The organism is Algoriphagus antarcticus, from assembly GCF_002150685.1.
GTDB lineage: Bacteria > Bacteroidota > Bacteroidia > Cytophagales > Cyclobacteriaceae > Algoriphagus > Algoriphagus antarcticus.
Genome location: NZ_MSSW01000059.1, coordinates 1 through 25,276 on the forward strand (window position 1 = coordinate 1; position 25,276 = coordinate 25,276).

The following is a 25,276-nucleotide window of genomic DNA, read 5'->3' on the forward strand; positions in this document are numbered from 1 at the left end:
ATATATCTTCCTTCTTCAGAAATAGGCCAATACCTCACTTCAGTTGATCCACATTGCCCAGACCAAAATTCCAGAATATTATCCAATTACTCACTAAAATTACCCTAATGATATAACCGGTTTTCGAAGTAGCCCAGAATTCTTTACTTTTCATATTCATTCAGTTACCCATGAATAATCTCAAAATAGCTGGCTTTCTTACCCTAGCCCTAATCATAGCCTTAGCTGGGTTTATGATTTTTGGCCAGGAAAAGGAAGTAGACTTCAGCACCCAGATCAAACCCATCCTAAATAAGAATTGTATTTCCTGCCACGGAGGTGTAAAAAAGAACGGAGGATTCTCTGTGCTTTTCGAAGAAGAAGCTTTTGCCAACACAAAATCTGGCCACCCGGCAATTATCCCAGGAGATCCTAATGGCAGTGAAATGATCAAGCGCCTGATTGCTTCGGATCCCGAAGTGAGAATGCCTTATGAGCGATCACCACTTTCTGAGGAGGAAATAGAACTGCTAAAAACATGGATCAGACAGGGTGCTAAATGGGGTGAACATTGGGCCTATGATCCCGTCCAAGCTCCTCAAATCATTGAACAAAAAACTACCGCTGGATTCACTTCTGATAATAATCCATCTGTCACAAATACCATAGATGTATACGTAGGCAGAAAACTTGAAGAGCAAGAACTGGCTTTTTCAGAAGAAGAAGCTCCCCTTAAATTACTCAGAAGAGTCGCACTTGATATCACAGGCTTACCTCCTACAGCCGATCTTGTGGAGCAGTATGCTTCCAAAAAAATCTCCTACGAACAAGCAGTTGACAAGCTTCTCTCCTCGCCCACCTATGGAGAAAAATGGACGACTTGGTGGCTTGACCTCGCACGATATGCGGACACAAAAGGCTACGAACGCGATGTCTCCCGCACCATGTGGCCTTATCGCGATTATGTGATTCGTGCATTCAATGACGACAAACCATTTGATGAGTTCACTATCGAACAACTGGCGGGCGATTTACTTCCAAATCCCACAGAAGATCAGTTGGCGGCAACAGCTTTTCACCGCAATACCATGAACAATGATGAAGGCGGCACAAATGATGAGGAGTTTCGAGTAGCGGCTGTACTTGACCGAGTGGGCACAACGTACGAAGTATGGCAAAGCACCACGATGGCTTGTGTACAGTGCCATAGTCACCCGTATGATCCTATCCGACACGAGGAGTTTTATCAGTCAGCGGCTTTTTTCAATAATTCACGAGACGAAGACACACACGACGAGGAACCTAGACTGAGGTTTTTCTCACCTGAAGAGAAAACTGAAATTGAGTCTGTACTCACTTGGGTCAAAGAAAATGAAAGTGCAAAAGCTGCTGTGGATCGCAAAAACTTCATGACTTATCTTGAGCCTAAGTATCCTTCTCACAATGCTGTCGACTTCAACAATGCAGAACTCATTGATACCAAATGGCTTGGAATTCAAGCCAATGGATCTGCGTACTTGAGAAAGGTAGATACACGCGGCTCAGATCAGATGCTAATGCACTATGGCTCTGGCCTTGACGGAAGCAAGATGACGATCCGAAATGGAGGCCCTGAAGGAGAAGTTCTGGCAGATTTTCAAATCAATAAAACAAGCGGCGACATCATTCGTGCAATCGCCCTGAAACCTACAACTGGCCTTATTGATCTTTACTTAGAGGTCAAAAACTCGCGTGTAACGTCCGATCAAAACGCCGCCAAATTTGTTTGGTTTGCCTTTGTACCCTCTCTCGCAGGAAAAGACAAACCTGGTTTCAAGGATATTCAGAATTCATGGGAAACAGCCTTGAATTTCAGGGGGACTAAGCTTCCGATCATGATCGAAAATCCTGCCTATATGGCTAGGGAAACAAACGTTTTTGATCGGGGAAACTGGATGTCTCTGGGAGAAAAAGTAAATCCAGAAACACCAAAAACTCTGAATAATTGGAATCCAGAATGGTCTAATGACCGATTAGGTTTCGCCTATTGGCTGACTGACAAGGAAAACCCACTTACGTCCAGAACTTTGGTAAACCGAATTTGGGATCAGCTTTTTGGTCGCGGAATCGTAAGTTCGTTGGAGGATATGGGTACGCAATCTGATCCTCCTTCTCATCCTGAATTACTCGATTATTTGGCATGGAAGACGATGAATGAGTACGATTGGAGCATCAAAAGCTTGATTCGCGAAATAGTCATTTCTTCTACCTACAAACAGTCGTCCGCCCTTTCAGAGGAGCTTTACAAAAAAGATCCGCAAAACAAATGGTATGCCCGAGGGCCAAGATTCAGATTAAGCGCAGAGCAAGTTCGGGATCAGGCATTGGCCGTTGCTGGATTGCTTAGCGATAAAATGTACGGTCCTGGAGTCAAACCACATCAACCCGAGGGCATTTGGCAAACAGTTTATAATGGTGATTCATGGACAGAAAGTACAGGAGAAGATGCGCATAGACGAGGGATTTACACGTTTTTGAAGCGAACAAGCCCTTATCCTTCCTTTATCTCTTTTGATGCTGCCAGCCGAGAGGTTTGCCTAAGCAGAAGAATTGTGACTAACACGCCGCTTCAGGCTTTGGTCACGCTAAATGACCCCGTTTATCTTGAAGCAGCTTATTATCTAGCTGCCGATATGATCAAGCAAGACGCTGCAAAACCAGAAAAAGGCATTGCTTACGGCTATCAAAAACTAGTTCTGAATCCTATCTCAGAGTTAAAACTAGAGACACTCTCCAACCTTTATGACGAAGCGCTAGCCGAATACAAAAGCAAACCTGAGTCATTGGTAGCATTCTTTACCACGAAAGATAAATCAACAAATCCTGAGCAAGCTGCCATGTCTGTGGTCGCAAATGCACTGCTGAATATGGACGAATTCTTAACCAAACCTTGATATGAAATCGAGCGAGACTAAAGCGTCAAACAATGAGATGATTATCAGAAATGCGAGATTCTACCGAATTAAGTTCGGGACTAGCTATAAGACCTATAAAAATCAAATTATAAACACATGAAATCGAGCAAGACGAAAGTGCTATACAATAGGATGAATATTTGCCAAGCGAGATTCCATACGTCCTTTGAAAATCAAATTATAATCGGATGAAAAATCTCGATAAAATGCTCGTTGATTTTGCGCAGCAAAAGCTGGAAAAGCAAACAAGAAGGCATTTCCTGATGGATTGTGTCTCTAAAGTTGGCGGCCTGGCAATGGCTCCGTTGATGTTTGGTTGCGATACGGGTTCCTCAGCAAGCTCAGGAGGATTAAATCTAAGTCAGCGGGATCTAAATCCACTTTCGCCTTTGCCACCGCCTTTCGGGGCCAAAGCAAAATCAATCATTTACCTGCACATGGCAGGTGCGCCATCACAACTGGAGCTATTTGATTATAAGCCTGAGTTGGCTAAGTATCACAATCAGCCCTGCCCTCAGTCTTTATTGGAAGGAAAGAAATTCGCCTTCATCCGTGGAGTTCCCAATCTATTGGGGCCACAAGCTAATTTTTCCCAGCATGGTGAGTCTGGTGCATGGATTTCAGATTACATGCCTCACTTTCAAAAAATGGCTGATGAAGTTTCCTTTTTGAAAGCGGTGCATACCGATCAATTCAATCATGGCCCTGCGCAACTTTTGATGCAAACGGGAAGCCCAAGACTTGGTCGTCCCAGCTTAGGAAGTTGGGTGACTTATGGTCTGGGTACAGAAAATCAAAATCTCCCAGGCTTTGTGGTACTTACTTCTGGGGGAAAAACTCCTGATGCAGGCAAAAGCGTTTGGGGAAGTGGTTTTTTGCCTTCCGTCTATCAAGGAGTACAGTGCAGATCCAAAGGCGACCCAGTGCTGTACTTAGACGATCCAGAAGGAATGTCCCGAAACCTGAAGAAAAACGTCATTGATGCAATCAATACAGTCAATAAAGAGGAGTTTGATGCTTACGGTGACCCAGAGATTCTCGCTAGAATCAATCAATACGAAATGGCTTACCGCATGCAAATCGAAGTGCCCGAAGTCATGAATATCAATGACGAGCCGGCATCTATTCATGAGTTGTACGGCACTAAACCAGGCGAAGAATCCCTTGCAAACAATTGCCTACTCGCTAGAAAACTAGTAGAAAAAGGCGTTCGATTTGTCCAGTTGTATGATTGGGGCTGGGATACGCATGGAACCTCTCATGACGGATCGATTGACATGGGACTAAGAAATAAATGCCGTGAAATGGATAGACCAGTTTCCGCTTTACTACTCGATTTGAAACAAAGGGGAATGCTCGAAGACACGTTGGTAGTCTGGGGCGGTGAGTTTGGCAGAACTCCTATGCAGGAAAACCGAGAAGGTAAAACACAAAGCTTCCTAGGTAGAGATCATCATGGAGATGCCTTTACTATGTGGATGGCAGGTGGCGGGATCAAACCTGGGGTTTCCTACGGCAGAACAGATGACTTTGGATTTTCAGGCATAGAGGACAGAGTTTCGGTTCATGACATTCATGCCACTATTCTACATTTGATGGGTTTTGACCATGAAAAGTTTACCTATGATTTCCAAGGACGCCCTTTCCGATTGACGGATGTGGAAGGCGAATTGATCAATAAAATATTAGCTTAACATCTGCATGCTTACTCGAATCACCTGCCTATTTCTCCTATTTCTAGTTTTTCTTTCTCCAGTATTTGCCCAGCAAAAAATTCTTTTCTTCCAAACTGATTGGGGGAATAAGCTATCTATGGATGAGTTTCTAAAACGCGCCAAAAATGACGGATATGACGGTGTAGAACTTTGGTTTCCTAACTCACAAGAAATTCAAGAAGAATTAAAAGCTGGACTTGAAAAATATGATCTGAAAATCATATTCCTTCATGGCACAAATAAAGGACTTCCTTATGAGGAAGGACTCAAAGCTTATGAAGATGGATTGCAACCAATAATCGCGTGGAATCCTGTCAAAATCAACTCTCATACGGGTTCAGACTACTGGACTTTGGAAGAGAATAAAGCGTTCATCGATGTAACTACTAAAGCCAGCAAGGAATCAGGAATTCCCATCGTCCACGAAACTCACCGTAGCCGCTTTTCATTCAATGTCCCACTTACTGTAGAGATGGTGAAGCAAGCTCCCGATTTACGACTGAACCTTGACATTAGTCATTGGATGGTGGTTCATGAGCGATTAATAGGTTTGAAAGATCCATTGCTACAGCAAATCCTTCCTCGTGTAGATCACATTCATGCGCGTGTTGGTTTTGCCGAAGGCCCACAAGTCAATAATCCCGCTGCTCCAGAATGGAAATCGGCGCTTGACATACATCTTGATATTTGGGAAAATATCATCCGAAATTCAGATCATGAAGTCTATTCAATCACCACAGAGTTTGGCCCTCCACCTTATTTGCCCACCGTTCCGTTTTCGAATGTACCCATCGCAGACCAATGGGAAGCCAATGTTTTTATCATGAAAGCCATTAAAGAACGCTTCGCAAATGATTGATTTTATCTTGCCATTATTTGGGAGGTTTCATCCGATTTTGGTTCACATGCCGATTGGCTTCTTGGTGTTTGGCGTGATCCTGATTTTTTGGGCTGGAAAAAAGTATTCAGTTTATTCGCCTATTATCCAACTAGCCTTTCTACTGGGTGGTATTTCAGCTCTACTGGCTAGTATTAGCGGTTTTCTCCAGTATCAAAATGAAGGATATAGCTGGGACACGGTTAAGTTCCACCTCATTTTAGGAATCTTCACTACCCTACTTTCCTTTGGTCTGTGGTATCATCTGAAAAGGGCTGCGGCTACTCCAACAAAGCTGAAAATCAAAGGAGCCAGCTTTATGATGATATTAACACTCACAGGCCATCTAGGTGGAAGTATCACCCATGGTGATGATTATTTCACCGAAGTTTTACCTCCTGAACTACAAGCCTTTCTTGGCGGAGAAACAAGCTATGCTGAGCCTCTTGAACTCCCTGCCGACAACTGGGAAGAGGTGGAATTCTACACTGGTGCAATACAACCAATATTAGATCAGAACTGCAAAAGCTGCCATAACCCTAAAAAGCTCAAAGGGGAATTGGATCTGAGTACGTTCAAAGGAATTCAAAAAGGCGGTGAAGACGGTGAGATTCTAGAAGGCCAAAATCCCGAGAAAAGCGCACTATTCGCCAGATTGATTCTGCCAGAAGATGATGATGACCACATGCCTCCAAAAGATAAGCGTCAACCAAGAAAAGAGGAGATCGAATTAATCAAAGCTTGGATTGAATCGGGATCTTCCGAAAAAGCAAAACTTGGAGAATCGTCAATTAACGTGAGTATGGTAGAGCCATTCTTCAAAAAGAATGAGAAACCATTTTATCCTGTCGTTGAGGTTGCAAAGCTTCCGCTGGATTCCATCTCCATACTCAGAGATCAGGGCTTTTTCGCAGAAGTAGTAAAAAAAGACTCTCCCTTATTGAAAATCAGCTGTGTTAATTTTCCAGCATTTTCTGATTCAGATTGGCAGCTACTCCAATCCGCAAAAGATCAGATCGTCTACTTGGATCTGACTGGAACTGCTATAACTGATTCTATTTTAGAGCAAATTGCTACACTTCCTCACCTGACAGTTTTGAAGCTTAATCAGACTTCTATTGAAGGCGTTGGCATGGAGAAATTAGTTGGGAATAAAAATTTGAAACTGCTATATATCAATGACACTAAGGTCACTTTTGACAAGTTAGGGTCTCTGGACGGCCACCCAACATTAGAAAAAGTATTTGCTTTTGACTCTCCGGCTGCTGATTCAGGGAGATCTTCGCAATTTAGCTTTCACCTGGAAACGGGGAATCTCAGCTTGCCTCCTTTGGCGACGGATACAATTGTGTATTGAGTTTTTCTCGCGGCGGCGCAACGGCGCAACGTCTGGTTCCTTTAAGTATTTTAGCCTCGAAGGAATTATCAGAGGTTTTCTAATCCTACCCGATACTATTACTTTATAAAAGCAGGTTGGTAAATTCTCGGATAAAGCTTCTGGATTGTAAATTCCGAAGAGCAGCAAAAACGTTGCGCCACCGCGCCGTTGAGAGAGCTTCTATTTCAAATGCCCCGCTATCTCCTCTGAATCAAAACCCAAACTCAGACTTCCGTCTTTATAAACAATCACAGGACGCTTGATCATACTTGAGTTTTCTTCTAAAATCGGAATCGCCGTCTCCTCATTTTCAAGGGCTGATTTTTGCTCATCACTCATCTTACGATAGGTTGTTCCTTTCTTATTTACCAGAGAGGCAAGATCAGTTTTCTCCAAAAAGCCTTCTAAAAGTGGCGCATCAGGCTTTTGCTTTTTATAGTCGATGAACTCGTATTCCACTCCTTTTTCCACAAGGAAATCGAAGGTTTTCTTCATCGTGTTGCAATTCTTAATTCCGTAGACTTTGATGGACATGAGATTTTTATTTATTGATTTTACTAGTTGGAATTATACCTGTTGACCTAATTACCTTGGTTCATTGACTGGAAGACTGATGACGGGTTACCAAAGTGGCCCCAAAATCAATACTTTTCGTGATCCTATGATCGCATCATTTATTTACTGACAAGAAAACAGATATGCTTGAATATCTTATTTTTCTGACAGTTTTATCACCAAATAGTTAAAGAAACCCATTTTAAACTCTCTAAGCAATGAGCAAATACGGAGTCTTCGTTTATTGGAGTGATCAGGACGAGTGCTTTGTATCAGAAGTCCCTGAACTTCCCTCTATCAAAACACATGGTGATAACCAAACAGAGGCATTGGAAAATGCTCAGCAAGCAATTAAACTTTGGGTTAAAGTAGCAAAAGAGGATGGGATGAAAATACCAAAACCAAAAGGCAAACTACAATATGCTTAGCTTGACTTTTGGTTCGCAAAAGATTTCAATCCCCTTTTTACCATGAAGAAATGTCATCCAAATACTCAAAACAATTCTCAGAAAATCTCAGCTAAATATGGTGAGAAGCTTCCAAATGAAGTTGCTTAAAAACTTCAAGAATAAGTTTCAAAAGATCGATCTGAGTGATCAACAAATAAAACTTTATAGCCCCAATATCTCCACCATTGCTTCCTTATGAGCACTCAAAATCTGATCGATCAACTCGTCTTTCAAGGCAGTGGATAAGAACAAACTCTCAAACTGTGAAGGAGCCAAATACACGCCACGCTTCAGCATCGCTTGGAAATATTTCCCAAACAAAACAGTATCAGCAGTCTTTGCAGTTTCGAAGTCATAAACTTCTTCACTTGTAAAAAACAAAGAATACATGCTTCCTATTCTGTTGACGGTATAGTCGAAGCCTAATTCTTTATTGATACTTTTTATCCCATCAGCCAAAGTTGATCCTATATGATTTAACTCATCATAAACGGCTGGATTGGAATTTAAATGCTTCAACATGGTCAATCCTGCTGCCATCGCAATAGGATTCCCAGAAAGGGTTCCAGCCTGATAAACAGGACCTGCAGGAGAAACAAACTCCATGATTTCTCTCCTTCCTCCATAGGCTCCTACCGGCATACCTCCACCGATGATTTTACCAAGGGTAGTCATATCCGGGGTCACTCCGAAAACTTCCTGTGCTCCTCCTTTTGCCAATCGAAAACCTGTCATTACCTCATCGAAAATCAAGATAATCCCCTCTCTGGTACAGATATCACGCAGGCCTTGCAAGTAACCTTGCTTTGGAAGACAAAGTCCCATATTCCCCGGAACAGGCTCCAAAATCAGTGCAGCAATCTCACCTGGATTTGCAGCTACCAGTTCTTCTACCGTTTCCAGATTGTTAAAAAGTGCTATCAAAGTATCCTTTGCAGTTCCTTTGGTCACTCCAGGAGAATCAGGATCTCCCATAGTCATAGCACCAGAACCTGCAGCGATCAAAAACGAGTCACCATGTCCATGGTAATGCCCTTCCATTTTGATGAACTTATCGCGACCTGTGAAGCCTCTGGCAACTCGAATAGCAGACATTGTCGCTTCCGTACCAGAATTAACCATACGGACTTTCTCAATGGAAGGAACCATACTTACGATCAACTCAGCAATCTCCACTTCACGCGCCGTCGGAGCGCCAAAAGAAGTCCCATCTTCCATTGCATTGATCACAGCTTCTTTCACCATGGGATGATTATGGCCAAGGAGCATGGGCCCCCAGCTATTAATTAGTTCGATGAATTTGTTTCCATCCTCATCGTACAAATAAGCTCCATCAGCTTTTTTGATAAAAAGTGGCTCACCGCCTACAGCTCTAAAGGCACGAACAGGCGAATTCACTCCGCCAGGGATGAAATTTTGGGCTTTTGAAAAAAGCTCTTTGCTCTTAGAAATATTCATTGGTTAATCTAAAGGTTTCAGTTCCCCTGCTTCTAACTTAAACAGTGGGACATATTGATTATTATGGGTGCCTTGGAAGTTAAATCCCCAAGTCAACTTTCCAGCTTGAAATGCATTCTGATCTAGATTTCTTCTCAAATCAAAACCTTTGGAATCAGACATACTGGAAGCAACCCAATTTACCATCTCTACTCCAAGTGCAGTATTCATACTTGGGTAACTCAGGTACGTGTTGTAAAATTTGTTTCGAAATTGCTGCATGGGCTCTCCGTAGAAATTGAGCGTGTTATTTCCGATAAAATAGAAGTTCGGAAACTCCATCATTTCGTAATTGGCAAAGTCAAAACCCAACCATGAGTCCATCACCAAGGTGGGAATGGATGCAGTGATTGACTCCATAAGTGAAAATGCAGGCTGAGCAATTGATGGATCGTCTGAAAGCAAAATAATCTGATCTACAGGCATACTTCTCTGACCACTTCGAATCCCCAGTCCTTGTAAAAACGAACTGGTGTTACGGGCAGTAATCTGCTCAAATTTCACCAACTGAAATCCTGCTTTTCCCAATTGGTCTTGTAGCATTTTTGCCAGCATCTCATCTCGTGAGCTCGCGCTATATCCTATCGCTACTCTTTTACCCCAATTCTGCTTTCTCAAACTTTCCACGATTCCAGCTGCAATTGAACTCACAGACGGGCGAAACAAATAACTGTAATTCAATTCCTCAAACCTATCACCCAAGTTAGAAAGCGGATGAACGAACGGAATTCTTGCCGTCTCAGCAAAACTGCTTACCAAATCGGTCTCTTCAGGATAAATAGGGCCAATGATAATATCAGCAGAAGCGATAGCTGGATCTGCCAATATATTTTGCAAATGTGCTATATCTCTCTTCGAATCAAAAGTCAACATATTGACCTTAGTTCCACTCAGCTTCAATTGCTCCATCCCGTATTCCAAGCCCTGATACAGTTCAAAGACAAAATCATTCTGTGGAATATTTGACAAATTGGTACGGGAAGAATTGGTGAAAGGCAAAATCACCACGATATCCAAAATCTGGTCCTTCACTACATTTTTATTCTCGAACCCCTTTCCTTGCAATTCATAGTAAGCTGCCCGCTCTGTTGCAGAAAGAATGGTCTGACTTTCCAAAACACGCTTTAGTGCTTCACCATAGCCTTTATTCTCTTTGAACTCAGAAATATTAGCTATCATGAAACTGACACTTACCTGTTTCAAATTTTCGTAAGTGGCATTTGCAGCCATTGCCATAACCTTATCATCTTTGATCTTTTTGATGATCTGAAGAGCCTCTATATTCTGTTGATTTTTGAAATAGGCTATTGCCAAAAGGTATTTAGCATCATCTTCCTTAGCCCAGTTACCACTCACTATTGGTTCTAAAGCAGCTACTGCCTGTGCCGGTTGATTTGCTCCAAGAGCGGCTTCCCCCAAATGAAATGCTGCGTAGTTTGCCAGATTACCGTATTCTTTTGGATCTGTAAATTGCTTGAAAAGCGGAATGGCTTCCCAATAATTTTTGGCAGCTAGCTCTGATTGAGCCTTGCGATAAGCATCCGGTGTAGGAATTTGAGCAAAAGCTAAGCTCAAGGTGAAAAATACCGGAATCATTAAAAGAAATTTTTTCATTTTATCGAGGTGAATCAAACATCAAACTGGGTTTGCAAATTTAACCCATTATTTTCAAACCCAAAGTTCAGGCCGAAAAGGCTCCATGAGTATTATTATTAACCTCATCCGATAGCTTCCGGATGATTCCATTAACATTGATTTTTTTAGTTTCTAGGTTGGAAGTCCCATGACGGGAGACCGAAGTCACCTAAATGCTAGTTTGAACCAGATTTATAACCATTTTGTCCCTTATAAGTTAGAGAATGGATAAACATAAAAAGTAAAAACCCGAAGACAAAGCTCCGGGTTTTTAATCTTAAATTTGAAATTTGAAAATCTTTTACTCCCACTCAATAGTTGCTGGTGGCTTCGAAGAGATATCGTAAACGACGCGATTTACACCTTTTACTTTATTGATGATATCATTGGAAATCTTGCCCAAGAACTCATATGGAAGATGAATCCAGTCAGCAGTCATCCCATCCACAGATCCTACAGCTCTCAAAGCGACCACTTTCTCATAAGTCCGCTCATCTCCCATCACACCTACAGACTGAATTGGAAGCAACATTGCGCCAGCTTGCCAAACCTCATCGTAGAGTCCATGATCTTTCAAACCTTTAATAAAAATATGATCAACCTCCTGAAGCGTCTTCACTTTTTCAGCAGTCACATCTCCCAAAATACGGATTCCTAACCCCGGACCCGGGAATGGATGTCTTCCGATAATCTTTTCTACAATCTCCAATGCCCTACCAACTTCTCTTACCTCGTCTTTGAAAAGTGTGTTCAGAGGCTCTACTACAGAAAGCTTCATGAAATCAGGTAATCCACCCACATTGTGGTGAGATTTGATAGTAGCAGAAGGGCCTTTCACGGAAATAGACTCGATCACATCTGGATAAATAGTGCCCTGACCAAGCCATTTTACGCCTTCTAGTTTATTTGATTCTTCGTCGAAAACCTCAATGAATGCATTTCCAATTGCTTTTCTTTTCGCTTCAGGATCTGTTATTCCTGCTAGCGCATCATAGAATTTCTGCTTAGCATCTACGCCAATTACATTCAATCCCATATGCTTATACGAATCCAATACTTCCTCGAATTCATTTTTGCGAAGCAAGCCATTGTCTACAAACACGCAGATCAGCTGATCGCCAATAGCACGGTGAATCAATGTAGCTGCTACGGAAGAATCCACACCGCCAGAAAGTCCCATCACCACTTTGTCAGAACCGATTTTAGCTTTCAGATCAGCGATACTGGCATCGATGAATACATCAGAAGTCCAATCCTGTGCACAGCCACAGATTCCTACCACAAAGTTTCTAAGTAGATTTTTTCCTTCTGTGGAGTGAGTTACTTCTGGGTGAAACTGGATTCCGTATGTTTCTTCTTCTTTGATTTTGAAAGCAGCCACACGAACAGAATCAGTGCTGGCTATTACATCAAAATTATCAGGCAAATTCTTGATCGTGTCGCCATGAGACATCCACACTTGCGAACCATGACTCATTTCCTTGAGCAGGTCGTAATGTGTATCTATATGACTCAACTTTGCTCGGCCATACTCTCTGATCTCAGATGGAAGCACTTCTCCCCCGTATTTCTGAGCCAATAATTGCGAACCATAGCACACGCCTAATATCGGAAGCTTGCCTCTCAAAACGTCCATATCCAAATCTGGAGATCCCTCATCTCTAACTGAGCTAGGAGAACCTGAAAGTATCACACCTTTGATGTCGGAGGTGATTTCTGGGACTTTATTATAGGGGTGGATTTCGCAATAAACATCCAGCTCTCTAACTCGTCGGGCGATGAGTTGTGTATACTGAGAACCGAAGTCGAGGATCAAGATTTGTTCTGGCATGCGCAAAGGTAAGCAGGGCAAGCAAACTGAGGAAACGATCTGAGAAATTTTACCGAATAATGTTTGGTCTTAGGGGATTAGAAGATTGTAAGATTGAAAGATTGGAAGATTAGGCTGAGTTTCCCCCCTTTCGTAAATTCCAATTCGGAAATCTTAAATCCTCCAACGGTCATTTATTTCAGTAAAGAATATATTATCTAGCATCATTGAAACGACTCCATTTAAAATTTTCAGTATGAATATAAAACTTATCCTTTCCCTGTTTTTTCTCGCTCTAAGCATAAGTTCTTTTGCTCAAAAGGCTCCACTTCAGAAAATTACTGATCCTTATTTCAAATTGGTAAGGCCAAAATTCACGGGTGACTTGGCTTATGAAACGGTTGCTTATGTGGAGCAATATTGGAGAATCGCGGGGAATACTGGGTTTAACAATACCGTCTATCGGATTGCTGAAAAGCTGGAAGCGGCTGGATATGTCTTGGAGGAAAAAGCTACCGATTCAGAACGTTTCACTTATAGAATCGAAACTCGGGAGATGAACAGACCAACTTGGGAGCCAGTTTCTGCTTCCTTGAAAATCGTTGGCAATGAAGACAATTTACTTTCATCGGAAACCAACAGGAATATGATGTATCAATTTTCCAGTTCTACGCCAGCAGAAGGAGTTAGTGGTGAATTGATTTACATAGAAAACAAGGAAGCACTCACCTCTCAAGATGTATCGGGCAAAATCCTTTTTTCGGATCTGGTTGGCTATAGAACGCTACAATCAGCGGTGAGTGAAAAAGGCGCTTTGGGCGTTCTGACTTACGATATGCCAGCGTATTTGCAGCCTGAGAAGAACATCACTTCGATACAGTTTCGAGGCTTGAGATATGATGCCGATAAGCCAGCATGGGCAATTGCTCTTTCGTTTGCAGCAAAAGAAAAACTAAAAGCCGAGTTGGCTAAAGGCAAAGTAGAGGTTCTTGTGAAAGCGGAAACCAAGCTTTATGAGTCTGAAGAACTCACCGTAGTTGCTAATGTGAAAGGAAGTGAGTTGCCGCTAGAAAGCTTGGTGTTCTCCGCTCACATCCAAGAGCCTGGTGCAAATGACAATGCAACTGGTGTGGGCACACAATTGGAAATGGCGAGCATGACTTCAGATTTGATTAAAAAGGGAAAATTGGATCTTAAGCGAACCCTGACTTTTCTTTGGGGAGATGAGATTATCTCCACTAGTAGATACATTGAAGAAAAAGACAGACGAGAAGCGGAGATCAATTGGGGAATATCTTTGGACATGGTTGGTGAAAATACTGACGTCACGGGAGGAACTTTCCTGATCGAAAAAATGCCTGATCCGAGTGCAATCTGGACTCGCGGCGAGGACAAACACAGCGAATGGGGTGGTTCTGCGATGACAGTTGATCAAATGAAACCTCATTATTTAAACGACTTTATCCTAACCAACTTTGAAGCTCAAGGAAAATATGCAGAATGGGTGGTGAAAACCAATCCTTTCGAAGGCGGATCTGATCACACGCCATTTCTTCAGGCAGATATTCCTGGACTTTTGCTTTGGCACTTTACCGATCAGTTTTATCACACGGATAATGACCGCTTGGACAAAGTTTCTCAAAAAACGATGCAGAATGTGGGAACAGCGGCTTTAGTCTCTGCTTTTACCTTATTAAACGCAGATGCGAAAACTGCCGAAGATATGATCACAATGCTTCTGGCAAAAGCTTCAGCGCGATTACTTACAGAAGTTCAGCTAAGTAAAAAAGCTATAGCAGCTGGAGGGCACAAAGAAGATGAACAAGAAATCTTGGATACTTGGACAGACTATTATGAAAAGTCTCTGGATACTATCAAGGATTTGGTGCCAGCCGATAGTGAAAAAACATTGAAGAAAATAGCACTTGCCAAAGCAGCGATTTCAGCTCAGATGGTGCAGTTGTAGTTGAAATAAATTAGGTTTTCTTACTCTAGCGGCAATGCACTTGAGTTTGAAAAATGAATTTGATCATTGATCATTTACAATGCCAAAAGCCCGTTTCGGATTTTCGTTTAGTAGCATTTCCCAATTCCTGCCTCCACAAAAATCTCTTAAAATTTTAAATACCCCCATTTTTAAAAAGTAAATTCAAACTATCTTAAGGAACGAAGGGAATAATATCAAAAAAGGACAAAAACCTTTACAGATATATCTTATTAGTTACAATTAAGAAATAGAAAAATGGCAGATAAAAAGGACCTGGACTTTACATACACAACGATCGATAATATATTTCGCTTAAGTATCGGCGAAACGGCAGATTTTAGTGGTGCAAAATATGATGGTGATTTTTCAATGTCTCTAGAGGAGGCTCAAAAAGCGAAGCACAAATTCATAGCCGATAGCCTAAACATCAAAAAAGGCAGTAAAGTGTTGGATATGGCTTGTGGCTGGGGACCATTCATAACTTATTGCATTAAGGAAAGAGGTGTTTCTATTATGGGATTGACCCTGTCTGAAGGGCAGGCAACAGCTTGTCGTAAAAATGGCATGAATGTGAAAGTGAAAGATTGTCGTACCGTAAAAACCGAAGATTTTGGAGTTTTTGATGCCATCACCTGCATTGGTGGGTTGGAACATTTCTGTTCTGTAGAGGAATGGAAAGCTGGGAGACAAGAACAGGTTTACAGCGATTTTTTTCAAACCTTAGATAACCTATTACCAAAAGGTGGAAGGTTTTACATGCAAACTATGACCTTTGGCAAGAATATGATCGACTTCGAGGATATAGATGTGAATGCCGAGAAGGGATCTGCATCTCATGTTTTGGCTTTAATGATTAAAGAATTTCCAGGTTCATGGCTTCCATACGGGCCAGAAATGGTAATAAGAAATGCTGAACCTCATTTTAAACTTATATCTCAAAGCAGTGGCAGGCTAGATTATATTGAAACAATCGGGCAATGGAGAAAGAAGTTTAGAAAGTTTAGTTTAAAAAAGTATTGGTTATACGCCTCATTGCTTCCTCAATACATTACTAACAAAGAATTTAGACATCAAGTAGCTATTTTTAGAATAAGCCCTAATAGGGTGTGTTTTGAAAAAGAAATTATGGAGCATTATAGATTGGTGTTTGAAAAAATTTAGTTAAGTGTTGGTAATCGCATAGACTGTACTGATCCATAAGCCAACCCATATCGTATTATCGGGAATTCAACACTTCATCTAGATTTAGCTCTAATCATTTGACTGGGTAAGTACAGTAAAGCGTTAAGGACCTATTCCCCCCTCCTATTATTTAGAATCCTAAATCAGTCTGGAGGTATCCTCTAATTGCTTATTCCAAAAGCCCTTACAGGATTTTCTTCTAAAAGCATTTCCCAATCTGCCTCTTCAAATCCTTTTGAATTTAATGCTGGCATGAGCTTTTCGAAAATATTCGTAAATGGCTGGAAATCTCCCCCATTGGGTTTGGAGGGATCGTACCATCCCGCATCGTGTGAAATCAGAATTTGATCTAAGAATCCTTTTTCCTTGGCATAAAGCAGTCGATCTACGTATTCATCCACACTCCAACCAATGCCGTCCAAACTAATCCAAGCGCCAAGTTTGGCAGCTATCATATAATTCTGAAAATCCTGCTCGGCCTGCGCATGAACCCAAACAAATGCCGAGGGATCAAGTCCCATTTCCTTCAAAATAGCCACTTCCTGACTAGCGGTAGCCCAAGTACCTGTATGCGAAACTATCTGTAATCCGGTTTTCTGATGAGTGAGGCCAGCTGCTTTGACCAACTTCGCATCAACTCCACGAAGGGTGCTTTCCTCATTGACAGAGATCTTGATAAAGCCAGGTTTAATTCCCGTGTCCCCTATTCCATTTTCAAATTCCTCAATCCATCGTTGTGATAGTTGTTCGGCAGTTTCAGTGAAAGCAAAATCTGGCAAATACTTATTATCCACTGCCCCGTAAAAACCGGTATTTGTCACTAGTCGAATTCCTGATTGTTCACTGAGTTTTTTAAGCAAAACAGGATCTTTGGCCAGGTAGGATGGTGTACAGTCAAAAATCGTTTTTACCCCATATTTCTTTACTTCGATTAAATAGGGCAAAACTTTAGCGATCACTTCCTCTTGATTATATCGAGCTGGCGAAACAGAATCAGCACCTATAAAGTCCACGAGCATATGCTCATGGATCAATGTAATTCCCATGGAGTCGATGGGAATTTTTCCGGTGGCAGTGTTCAAAAAACCAGTTTCCACTACTCGCATGGAGCATGAAACAAGCAAGCTTAACCCAACTATTAAACAGAATTTCATCTTTAAAGCTACAACACTACCTTAATGAAAGTCAACATCTAATTCAAAGATTTACAGAATATCACATGAAAAGAAGTCGCGTCACTACTTATTTCAAAGAAGACATTCCTCCATCAACCGGTAGAATCTGACCTGTAATCCAAGATGATTTGTCAGACAAAAGGTAAAGAGTCGCTTCAGCAATATCTTCTGGTGTACCAATTCTTCCCAGCGGATGCCTTTTGTCAGAAGCTGATCTCTTGTCATCCGTACTCAAAAGCTGCTGGGCCAATGGAGTGTCAGTTAGAGAAGGTGCTACCGCATTTACTCGTATCTTATTTGGAGCCCACTCAGCGGCTAGAGACCTTACCAACCCTTCCACTGCCCCTTTCGCTGAAGCTATTCCCGAATGAAAGCCCATGCCAGTCTGCACCGCAACCGTACTGTATAAGACGACAGAAGCACGATCAGACTTTTTGAGATTTTTCATGCAGGCTTGTAAAACTTTAACAGCACCGAAGAAATTCAGCTCCATCTCTGATTTAAAATCCTCGATAGAAATCCTATGAAAAGGCTTCAGATTGATGGAACCAGGACAATAAACCAGCCCATCAATTATTTCAGGTAAATCGGTTATTTCTGAGAATTCCTCGGTGACATCTAGTTTGCTTCCGCCATCTTCACTTCTGGAATAACTGAACACATTAGCACCGCTCTCTATAGCCAGCTCGGACACTGCTTTTCCGATTCCAGAATTTCCACCTATAATTACAATATTCTTTCCTTTCATAACATTTCCCTTTTAGGTAAAAGCAATACCAGAAGGAGATTGTTTGAAAAAATAAGAAGTAGGAGTAAAAATTCCTTGATGATTTTCAATTTACTAATAAGATAGATTTTTTAGGAAGATTGACAAGTTGTCAAGTACATTTCCATCACATGAAAAATACTTTTCATTCCATTGATTTTAAGGTATTAGTAGCTAATAACTTACAGGTTTTGGGGCATAGAAAAATCAGTCTATTACTTTCGCGAAACAAAAATGGCACAGTTTAGCCATATGCCCTTCGCCCCGCATTAAGCTGAAATCAAACAAAAACCCAACACTAAAATTAGTGTTGGGTTAAAATATTTTTTAGACTATACCTGACTCTAATGCCTAAGAATATATAGCTAGATCTCTGTTACTCAGTGCTTATACCCGTCTCAAATTGGTTGAAGTCAAAATCTTCAAAAATTGCAGCTACTTTCGTTTGCATCGCGCTCATACTCTTGATATCATCAGAAGTTAAGGCACCTGAGGCAAATCCTTGCCAAATTTGCGCTCCTGACTTTGAATTCATAAAGTTAATTAATACTGTTCCTGCATCTACGGGAACCATCTGTACGGCCGTAGATCTTGGACCGAATCCCAGATAATCCTGACCATTATCCAATACAAATTTTCTAAGTTCAGTTTCCCCTTCAAGAACTTTGAAGTTGACAAGCATATCTGGGTTACTGTTGTCTAGGGTGAACCCTCTCGCTTTCATTTGAAGTTCTACCGCATCTTTTATCATTTTCTGGGCAGATGGATTATTGAATAGTATTGTTTCATGCGGTCCTATCAAAGCATATGAACTGGGAATCCCTTCTACATCCGCAACCCATGCATAAGTGGAATAATTAGTAAGGTCAGTATCACCACCTTCTCTAGTAACTACTTTCATCCCTTTATTGGAACAAGCAGCTATTGTCAAACTGAAAAGTGTAAATAGTAAGAAATAAGTTAATTTTTTCATGGTTTTTATTTTTTGGTGGAACATTAATAAATGGAAGCCTTACTGATTTTGATCTTATTTCAAATCCTATAAACACTGCATCGTAGCAGTTCTAATCTAGCTTCCTTTTGCTATCATACCTATTATAAAACGAATACAATGCCAAGACAGAAAAAATAGGCTTAAACCATATAACAACCGAAAAATCAATCATTTATACAGAATCTATGTGCAATAATCTCAACGATCCGTGCAAAAAATTGCGAACGGTACTCATCAATATAAGACCTCATAGAGTTGTTAAAGAATGGTTTTAACGGCTAAAAAACCAAGTAATGTTCAAGCCCTGCAGGCTTGGGAATACCACGAAAATTCACTCATATTCCATGGGTGTTACTCATGGCTAATCATGGTTTGATCCCTAGGGATCATTGGTCCATGCTTCAAAATCGTAAAGACTGCGAGGCAGTCTAACCATGACTAACTTTTACGCTGTCTCGCAGCCACCCATGTCCGAGATATTCGGGATGGGTGGCCCCGCATCCAATTTCCACTCCACATTCCAGAAGCGCCTGCCTGACGTGCGGGGATTGAACAACCGCATTGGCTATTTACAAATGAAAACTCCATTCTCTCCAAAAACCTCTTCACTTTTTCTTCATGCTCATTACGGTAAAAAAACTATACCCAGTATTGATTCTGAAGAAGCAGGAAAACTTAATCGGCTGCGTTCTCTGCGGAAAACTTTGCGTCCCCCGCGGTTAAAAATTAAAAAAACCGAGCCTCACAGCTCGGTTTAAATGTTGGTTTAGCCCTTCAAATTTTATCTCTCTAAGCTGATATACTTAATAAACTCATTTCGAGTTTGTTCGTCTTTTTCAAACTTTCCTGAATAGAACGAGGTCAGTGTTGAACTTGTTGTGTCCTTTACTCCTCTAGAACTCACGCACATATGATCTGCGTCCATGATCACCGCTACATCATCAGTTCCCAGTGCCTCGATTAGCTCGTTTCCTATTTGCATGGTCAGCCGCTCCTGCACCTGAGGACGCTGAGAATAATACTGCACGATGCGGTTGATCTTTGACAGGCCGATCACACTTCCATTGGAAATGTATGCGACGTGCGCCTTGCCATGAATCGGCACAAAGTGATGCTCGCAGTGAGAGAAGAAGGTGATATTCTTCTCCACGAGCATTTCACTGTATTTATATTTGTTTTCAAACAGCTTTGCAACAGGCTTATTCTTTGGATCTAATCCGCTGAAAACTTCCTTCACATACATCTTTGCTACACGATGCGGAGTGCCTTTTAGGCTATCATCGGTCAGGTCTAGCCCCATAATATGCATAATCTCTCTGAAGTGCTTCTCGATTAACTCGATTTTCAGCTCATCATCCATTTCGAAAGCATCCTCTCTGAGAGGCGTTTCCAGGGAAGTTCCCACGTGCTCATCTCCGATGTCTTCCGCAGATGCCCTAGCGATATTAATTCCCATCGTATTCAACAAAGTTTCTTTCTGTTTCATAAAGTCGAATTGTTAACTCGAATTTTCGATCAATTTTTTCCCTTAAAATATTCCAAATAACCACTGCAATATTCTCGGCGGTTGGGTTAAGTTCTTTGAATTCATCGGTATCCAGGTTTAAATTTTTGTGATCTAATTTTTTCAAAATATGCTCCTTGATCAAGTCACTGAGCATTTTCATATCATATACGTAGCCAGTCCGAGAATCAATCTCACCTCGCAGCTTGACTATCAAATCGTAATTGTGCCCATGATAATTGGGATTATTACACTTGCCAAATACGGCTTGATTCTGTTCGTCCGACCAGTCTGAATTGTGAAGACGATGCGCCGCGTTGAAATGTTCTTTTCTAAATACTGTTACTTTCATGAGTTGGGTAAACAGCAGTTTTTCAACTTTTGTTTGAATTATTTTAGTCTTATACTGTTACAGAACTAGAATCATCCTGAAATACAGTGGGATAATTTTCGGAACGCAAAATTAGAGAATATTAATTGGTGCCAAAATGTAGGTGCTAATGCCTCAAGCGAAGAACCGAGAAAACTACTGAGAAGGTTCCCAGATTAATTTCACACCTTTTATGACCAAAATCATAAGAGACTGACTTTAGGTTCGTTTGTTTCACAGGATATCTCCCTAAATTTGTAATATCACCCTAAGACTTATGCTTTCACAAACTCTCGCGATTACCTTTCTATTATTTATAGGGATTTTTCCAAATCCGGATTTCAAAGAAAACAATTTAAGTCCCATCACCTCGATCGATCCGGTCTCAGAGATTTACGATGGATTGCATACTAGCACCGGAGTCCTACCTTCCAAAGAAGTTTTCACCATGGCTATCCAGGGATGGGACAAAATGAAGGACAATCTCAAATCCAAAGTCTTGACAGTAATAGACTTCAGTCTCCCTTCCACTGCAAAGCGTATGTGGATTATTGATCCTGAAAAAGGAGAAATCCTCTTGAATTCAGTCGTTTCTCATGGTCGAAATTCTGGTGATCTGATGGCGAAAAACTTCTCCAATCAACCAGAATCTTTCAAAAGTAGCTTGGGTTTTTATAAAACTGCTGAGACGTACTCAGGCAAGCATGGCTATTCACTTCGATTGGATGGGCTGGAAAAAGGCTTCAATGATCAGGCAAGAAATCGTGCGATAGTGATTCATGGTGCTGATTATGCAAGGGAAGAATTCGCGAAGTCAGTGGGAAGACTTGGCCGAAGCCTTGGCTGTCCTGCATTACCAAGCGAGCTTTCTGCACAGGCAATTGATCTGATTAAAGATGGTTCTCTACTTTTTATTTTCGGTAAAGATGATAATTACATCAACAAATCAAGCCTTATCAAGGCCTGATTTGTCACTTCGCAAAGCTTTCAAAAGCCCCTGATCTCGATCATACACGTCGGATCTAAAATTGGCTTTACCGTCTTTATCTGCCCAAAAGGTCATATAAAGTATAACAACTGGGATTTTTCTATCCAGCTCTACCACTTCTTCATTCTCCTGATTCATCGCCTCCTTGATTTTTTCATCAGTCCAACTTTTATCATGAAGGAGGATTTTGGCAAATTGCTCTGGATTTTGAATCCGGATACAGCCATGGCTCAAGGCTCTTGTTTCTTTTTCGAAAAGACTTCTGGCGGGCGTATCATGTATGTAAATATTGTATTCGTTGGGGAACATAAATTTCACCAAGCCTAGGGAATTATCCCCTCCAGGCTTTTGGCGTACTCTATACCCTTCTTCTTTTGACAGATTGATTTTTGAAGCCTTAACAACTTCTCCACTTCCGTTCACCACTTCCATGTTTTTCTGCGATAGGTAGTTTGGATTCTTTTGAACGGAGGGAATAATCTCCTCATTCGTAATGGATTCGGGGATATTCCAGTAAGGGCTAAATACGATGTAACTCATCGGTGCCGTAAATGTCGGAGACTCATTGTATTCCTTACCCACAATCACTTTCGCCGTGAAAGCTGTATCAGCTTTTTCCATATAGTCCAGCTGATAGTTGGCAATATTCACGAGGACCATCTCTTGATTCCAATCCATTTTGGGCATCCAGCGAAGTCTTTCCATATTAATGGATGCGATATCGATTAGATTTTGAGGGGAATTATTTAGCGACTCAGCTACTAAAGAACCAATCACACCATCTGGATTCATACCATTGGACTCCTGATACTTCTGTAGTCCAGAAAACATCGTAGAATCAAAAAGTGTAGCTTCATCCGTGTCGTATTGCTTTAAAAAGTCCCAAAACACCAGTCGTTTGCGCAATTCAGGAATAGCAGCGTGCTTCTCTCCCACTTTAATTGCTCCCTCAACTGGCTCAAAACTCCAAGTTAACGTATCATTCTCACGAATCTCATACAGTTCCTTGATCGCATCTTTTCCATGAGCATACAGTTCTGAATTTGGATATAGCTTTTCAAAAGTCTTCTTGACAGAACTTCCACTCGCCACCTCTTTTATCAAATCTGAATAATTTAAATCAGTTTCCTTCTCCTCAAACTTCCAGTTTGGATCAAGAGAAGATGGGTTCACTTTGCCTTTATCCAAGTCATGAGCTAGGTTAAAGAAGCTGTCAGTCAGCAGTAATTCCAAGTTGACTTTTTCTTCAGAAGACAGATTTCGGAATTTTTTATTCTCCTTATCCTTATTGGATGAAAGTTCATAGATCTTGGTGAGATTGTAGTCTGATGGTTGTAGTCCATCATATTTGGAATCTTCAATCTGCTCCAGCAATTCCTCTCCTTTGTTTGAAAGAGTTCCATTAAAAAGCCAAACTTCCATATAGTCTCTTTCAGTGTAGAACTCGTGAATCGACTCTGAATAATCTGACTCGGCCAAAACGCCTACTTTCTCACTGGTTAAATGCTGCTGCAATTCATCTGTCAAGTCGGATCTTCGCTGGTTAAAAAACCAAAAGAGTCCTACTGCTAAGAGTAAAACTGCGGCAATTGGGATAATTATCTTTTTATTCATAAAAGGCATTTTGTGTAAGCCCATATTAGGCAAAGATCGTACGCTTAATTTTTTTTTAAAAAAAACCTCTGTGATTTCAATTCATTTTGTTAACATTCACTGCTTTAAGATTTACTGAAATCGCTGGGTGAAAAAAAAAGTAACTTTTAACTGAGTCCGGATTTACCCAAGTTGGGGTAGTAGACTTCTCCTGAATATCCTATTTGCGAAGCGCCTCCAAGACTTCCATGTCTCTGTCGTAGATATCCTGTCGGAAATGACCTTGTCCCTTTGAATCTGCCCAGAAGGTTAAGTAAAGCAGGACTACAGGAATTTTTCGGTCTAGCGTCACAATCTGTTCATGATTTTGATGCATAGCCAGATTGATCTTTTCTTCAGTCCAAGAACTATTGCTTTTAAGTAAAAGTCCTGCAAAGACTGCGGGATTCTCGATCCGAATGCATCCATGACTAAGTGCTCGGTCTTCTTTCTTGAAAAGGCTCCTCGCCGGTGTGTCGTGAATGTAAACACTATATTCATTTGGAAACATGAATTTCACCAAGCCAAGAGAATTGTTAGCACCGGGTTTTTGACGAACCATATAAGGAATGGATTTCCCACTCCAATTCACAGAGGAGGAATTCACAGGCTTACCCGAGAAGGTCACAACTTCCATGTTTTTCTGAGCTAGATAATTCGGGTTTTTACGAACAGCAGGCATGATTTCATTTCGCACAATGGAGGTTGGCAAATTCCAGTAAGGACTAAACACGATGTAGCTCATCGCGGAAGAAAAAATAGGTGACTCATGGTATTTCTTGCCTACGATCACTCTAGTCGAAAAAAGCGTGTCTCGATTGTTTAGGTAATCCAATTGATAGTTGGCAATATTCACCAAAATCATCTCGGCCCCACGTAACGTATCCGGCAGCCAACGAAGTCGCTCCATATTCACTGAAGCTTTATCTATCAAATCCACTGGAGATTGGTTCAATGCATTGACCGTATTTTTGCCCAGAGCTCCATCAGACTCTAAGCCATTTCTTTGCTGGAATCTCTGAACAGCAGCAAACATCGTCGAATCGTATTCCTTCTCATCTATAAATGTGTAAGGCTCTAAATATTTCCAGAAAGCAAGACGCTCCCGTAAGTTGGGCATCCCTCCATTCGTTTCACCGACTTTAATGGTTTTGGAGATTTTGACAGCCTTCCAGTTAAGTGTATCCTGCTTACGGATTTCATCCATTGCCCTAATCACTTCTCTACCTTTTTTATAAATCGTGATATCCGGATAAAGTGTCTCCAGTGATTGTCTAATCTGCTTCTTGGTCACTGCCAATTCGAGCAAATCATTGTACGCTACTTTGGCCGTTTTAGCAGTGATCCGCCAATGGCCTGCCAATGTCTGAGGATCCACTTTACCTATTTCTAAGTGTGCTGCCAAATGAAAAAAAGCATCCGATAGAAGCAAATCCACATCTGCCAAATCATCCAACGCATTGGGGGTAGTTTGCTTTTTGTTCGACTCGAATTGTGTGAAAAACACATTAATCAGATTCAAGTGGTAGTTCTGGGGACTAAGTCCATCAAACTTGCTTTGAATAATCTCAAACCTCAGTTCGTACGCCAATTCGGTGAGTACACCATTCTCTGTCCAAACAGGATGGAATAAGCGATTAGTGTAGAATTGGTATATTTCGCCTTTGGCAAAAAGCTCCTGCTGACGCACATTTAATGGAATGTCAGGCTGATCTAGCTCGAGTCTTATCCTAATATTATCTTGCAGATCAGTACGTTGGGCAAAACAAAAAAGCCCCGGAGCAAGACTCAGGAGCAATACTAACAATAAGTGTTTGTGCATATTTTTG

20 protein-coding genes are annotated in these 25,276 nt (G+C 41.2%); 9 read left to right on the forward strand and 11 right to left on the reverse strand.

The genetic code is table 11. The features are described from left to right. The first annotated feature begins 170 nt into the window (after positions 1–170). From BVH04_RS18580 to BVH04_RS18595, 4 genes are all read left to right on the forward strand, one after another. Positions 171–2,912 carry a DUF1553 domain-containing protein gene (locus BVH04_RS18580; protein ID WP_086542976.1) on the forward strand — a complete coding sequence of 914 codons (2,742 nt, stop codon included), beginning with the start codon at positions 171–173 and terminating at the stop codon, positions 2,910–2,912. A gap of 209 nt (positions 2,913–3,121) precedes the next feature. Then, the gene (locus BVH04_RS18585) at positions 3,122–4,627 is read left to right on the forward strand and encodes a DUF1501 domain-containing protein (RefSeq protein ID WP_086542977.1); all 1,506 of its coding nucleotides are present in this window, start codon (positions 3,122–3,124) and stop codon (positions 4,625–4,627) included. A gap of 7 nt (positions 4,628–4,634) precedes the next feature. Next, complete coding sequence (locus BVH04_RS18590; RefSeq protein WP_086542978.1) at positions 4,635–5,507, forward strand: sugar phosphate isomerase/epimerase family protein; 873 nt, start codon at positions 4,635–4,637, stop codon at positions 5,505–5,507. Beyond that, the gene (locus BVH04_RS18595) at positions 5,500–6,882 is read left to right on the forward strand and encodes a c-type cytochrome domain-containing protein (RefSeq protein WP_086542979.1); all 1,383 of its coding nucleotides are present in this window, start codon (positions 5,500–5,502) and stop codon (positions 6,880–6,882) included. The genes BVH04_RS18590 and BVH04_RS18595 overlap by 8 nt, the downstream gene beginning before the upstream one ends. 201 nt (positions 6,883–7,083) lie before the next feature. Here BVH04_RS18595 and BVH04_RS18600 read toward each other — a convergent pair whose 3' ends face one another. Then, positions 7,084–7,437: a Spx/MgsR family RNA polymerase-binding regulatory protein gene (locus BVH04_RS18600; protein ID WP_086542980.1), complete on the reverse strand. Its 354-nt coding sequence runs from the start codon at positions 7,435–7,437 to the stop codon at positions 7,084–7,086. Between the two features lie 239 nt (positions 7,438–7,676). Here BVH04_RS18600 and BVH04_RS18605 point away from each other — a divergent pair, with 239 nt between their 5' ends. Next, a complete protein-coding gene (locus BVH04_RS18605; RefSeq protein ID WP_086542981.1) occupies positions 7,677–7,886 on the forward strand; it encodes a type II toxin-antitoxin system HicB family antitoxin in 210 nt (69 codons plus the stop codon). A 183-nt stretch (positions 7,887–8,069) separates the two neighbouring features. Here BVH04_RS18605 and hemL read toward each other — a convergent pair whose 3' ends face one another. The 3 genes from hemL to guaA all read right to left on the reverse strand — a co-directional run bounded on the left by hemL (position 8,070) and on the right by guaA (position 12,870). Continuing rightward, a complete protein-coding gene (hemL, locus tag BVH04_RS18610; protein ID WP_086542982.1) occupies positions 8,070–9,365 on the reverse strand; it encodes a glutamate-1-semialdehyde 2,1-aminomutase in 1,296 nt (431 codons plus the stop codon). A 3-nt stretch (positions 9,366–9,368) separates the two neighbouring features. Continuing rightward, positions 9,369–11,018, reverse strand: a complete 1,650-nt coding sequence (locus BVH04_RS18615; RefSeq protein ID WP_086542983.1) for a hypothetical protein — start codon at positions 11,016–11,018, stop codon at positions 9,369–9,371. Between the two features lie 322 nt (positions 11,019–11,340). Further along, complete coding sequence (gene guaA / locus BVH04_RS18620; protein WP_086542984.1) at positions 11,341–12,870, reverse strand: glutamine-hydrolyzing GMP synthase; 1,530 nt, start codon at positions 12,868–12,870, stop codon at positions 11,341–11,343. A gap of 235 nt (positions 12,871–13,105) precedes the next feature. Between guaA and BVH04_RS18625 the strand changes: the two genes are divergently transcribed. Next, positions 13,106–14,815, forward strand: a complete 1,710-nt coding sequence (locus BVH04_RS18625) for a M28 family peptidase (RefSeq protein WP_086542985.1) — start codon at positions 13,106–13,108, stop codon at positions 14,813–14,815. A gap of 276 nt (positions 14,816–15,091) precedes the next feature. Continuing rightward, positions 15,092–15,997 (forward strand): class I SAM-dependent methyltransferase, encoded by a 906-nt coding sequence (locus tag BVH04_RS18630; RefSeq protein ID WP_086542986.1) that lies wholly within the window; start codon positions 15,092–15,094, stop codon positions 15,995–15,997. Between the two features lie 182 nt (positions 15,998–16,179). On the opposite strand, the gene BVH04_RS18635 is transcribed toward BVH04_RS18630, so the two are convergent. From BVH04_RS18635 to BVH04_RS18645, 3 genes are all read right to left on the reverse strand, one after another. Then, the gene (locus BVH04_RS18635) at positions 16,180–17,172 is read right to left on the reverse strand and encodes a phosphotriesterase family protein (RefSeq protein WP_086542987.1); all 993 of its coding nucleotides are present in this window, start codon (positions 17,170–17,172) and stop codon (positions 16,180–16,182) included. A gap of 88 nt (positions 17,173–17,260) precedes the next feature. Continuing rightward, positions 17,261–17,941, reverse strand: coding sequence for an SDR family NAD(P)-dependent oxidoreductase (locus BVH04_RS18640; RefSeq protein ID WP_086542988.1), 681 nt, complete (start codon positions 17,939–17,941; stop codon positions 17,261–17,263). Between the two features lie 394 nt (positions 17,942–18,335). Beyond that, positions 18,336–18,932 carry a DUF4136 domain-containing protein gene (locus BVH04_RS18645; RefSeq protein ID WP_169714461.1) on the reverse strand — a complete coding sequence of 199 codons (597 nt, stop codon included), beginning with the start codon at positions 18,930–18,932 and terminating at the stop codon, positions 18,336–18,338. Positions 18,933–19,387: 455 nt separating this feature from the next. Between BVH04_RS18645 and BVH04_RS18650 the strand changes: the two genes are divergently transcribed. Next, positions 19,388–19,711 (forward strand): hypothetical protein, encoded by a 324-nt coding sequence (locus BVH04_RS18650; protein WP_140160614.1) that lies wholly within the window; start codon positions 19,388–19,390, stop codon positions 19,709–19,711. Between the two features lie 23 nt (positions 19,712–19,734). Here BVH04_RS18650 and folE read toward each other — a convergent pair whose 3' ends face one another. Beyond that, entirely contained in the window at positions 19,735–20,439 is a 705-nt protein-coding gene (gene folE / locus BVH04_RS18655; RefSeq protein ID WP_086542991.1) for a GTP cyclohydrolase I FolE, read from the reverse strand. Continuing rightward, positions 20,399–20,809, reverse strand: a complete 411-nt coding sequence (locus BVH04_RS18660; RefSeq protein WP_086542992.1) for a 6-pyruvoyl trahydropterin synthase family protein — start codon at positions 20,807–20,809, stop codon at positions 20,399–20,401. The genes folE and BVH04_RS18660 overlap by 41 nt, the downstream gene beginning before the upstream one ends. Before the next feature lie 295 nt (positions 20,810–21,104). Between BVH04_RS18660 and BVH04_RS18665 the strand changes: the two genes are divergently transcribed. Further along, positions 21,105–21,794 carry a murein L,D-transpeptidase catalytic domain family protein gene (locus BVH04_RS18665; protein ID WP_086542993.1) on the forward strand — a complete coding sequence of 230 codons (690 nt, stop codon included), beginning with the start codon at positions 21,105–21,107 and terminating at the stop codon, positions 21,792–21,794. On the opposite strand, the gene BVH04_RS18670 is transcribed toward BVH04_RS18665, so the two are convergent. Together BVH04_RS18670 and BVH04_RS18675 are read right to left on the reverse strand one after the other, a co-directional pair. Continuing rightward, positions 21,774–23,429: a L,D-transpeptidase family protein gene (locus BVH04_RS18670; protein WP_169714462.1), complete on the reverse strand. Its 1,656-nt coding sequence runs from the start codon at positions 23,427–23,429 to the stop codon at positions 21,774–21,776. The genes BVH04_RS18665 and BVH04_RS18670 overlap by 21 nt on opposite strands. Before the next feature lie 199 nt (positions 23,430–23,628). Beyond that, positions 23,629–25,269, reverse strand: a complete 1,641-nt coding sequence (locus tag BVH04_RS18675) for a L,D-transpeptidase family protein (RefSeq protein ID WP_140160615.1) — start codon at positions 25,267–25,269, stop codon at positions 23,629–23,631. Positions 25,270–25,276 lie beyond the last annotated feature (7 nt).

Coding starts and splice junctions, on each gene's coding strand:
- BVH04_RS18600 (WP_086542980.1), bottom strand. CDS start 7,437: ATGTCCATCAAAGTCTACGGAATTAAGAATTGCAACACGATGAAGAAA.
- BVH04_RS18640 (WP_086542988.1), bottom strand. CDS start 17,941: ATGAAAGGAAAGAATATTGTAATTATAGGTGGAAATTCTGGAATCGGA.
- BVH04_RS18615 (WP_086542983.1), bottom strand. CDS start 11,018: ATGAAAAAATTTCTTTTAATGATTCCGGTATTTTTCACCTTGAGCTTA.
- BVH04_RS18670 (WP_169714462.1), bottom strand. CDS start 23,429: ATGAATAAAAAGATAATTATCCCAATTGCCGCAGTTTTACTCTTAGCA.
- BVH04_RS18675 (WP_140160615.1), bottom strand. CDS start 25,269: ATGCACAAACACTTATTGTTAGTATTGCTCCTGAGTCTTGCTCCGGGG.
- BVH04_RS18665 (WP_086542993.1), top strand. CDS start 21,105: ATGCTTTCACAAACTCTCGCGATTACCTTTCTATTATTTATAGGGATT.
- BVH04_RS18580 (WP_086542976.1), top strand. CDS start 171: ATGAATAATCTCAAAATAGCTGGCTTTCTTACCCTAGCCCTAATCATA.
- BVH04_RS18605 (WP_086542981.1), top strand. CDS start 7,677: ATGAGCAAATACGGAGTCTTCGTTTATTGGAGTGATCAGGACGAGTGC.
- BVH04_RS18625 (WP_086542985.1), top strand. CDS start 13,106: ATGAATATAAAACTTATCCTTTCCCTGTTTTTTCTCGCTCTAAGCATA.
- BVH04_RS18650 (WP_140160614.1), top strand. CDS start 19,388: ATGACTAACTTTTACGCTGTCTCGCAGCCACCCATGTCCGAGATATTC.
- BVH04_RS18590 (WP_086542978.1), top strand. CDS start 4,635: ATGCTTACTCGAATCACCTGCCTATTTCTCCTATTTCTAGTTTTTCTT.
- guaA (WP_086542984.1), bottom strand. CDS start 12,870: ATGCCAGAACAAATCTTGATCCTCGACTTCGGTTCTCAGTATACACAA.
- hemL (WP_086542982.1), bottom strand. CDS start 9,365: ATGAATATTTCTAAGAGCAAAGAGCTTTTTTCAAAAGCCCAAAATTTC.
- BVH04_RS18630 (WP_086542986.1), top strand. CDS start 15,092: ATGGCAGATAAAAAGGACCTGGACTTTACATACACAACGATCGATAAT.
- BVH04_RS18645 (WP_169714461.1), bottom strand. CDS start 18,932: ATGAAAAAATTAACTTATTTCTTACTATTTACACTTTTCAGTTTGACA.
- BVH04_RS18635 (WP_086542987.1), bottom strand. CDS start 17,172: ATGAAATTCTGTTTAATAGTTGGGTTAAGCTTGCTTGTTTCATGCTCC.
- BVH04_RS18660 (WP_086542992.1), bottom strand. CDS start 20,809: ATGAAAGTAACAGTATTTAGAAAAGAACATTTCAACGCGGCGCATCGT.
- BVH04_RS18585 (WP_086542977.1), top strand. CDS start 3,122: ATGAAAAATCTCGATAAAATGCTCGTTGATTTTGCGCAGCAAAAGCTG.
- folE (WP_086542991.1), bottom strand. CDS start 20,439: ATGAAACAGAAAGAAACTTTGTTGAATACGATGGGAATTAATATCGCT.
- BVH04_RS18595 (WP_086542979.1), top strand. CDS start 5,500: ATGATTGATTTTATCTTGCCATTATTTGGGAGGTTTCATCCGATTTTG.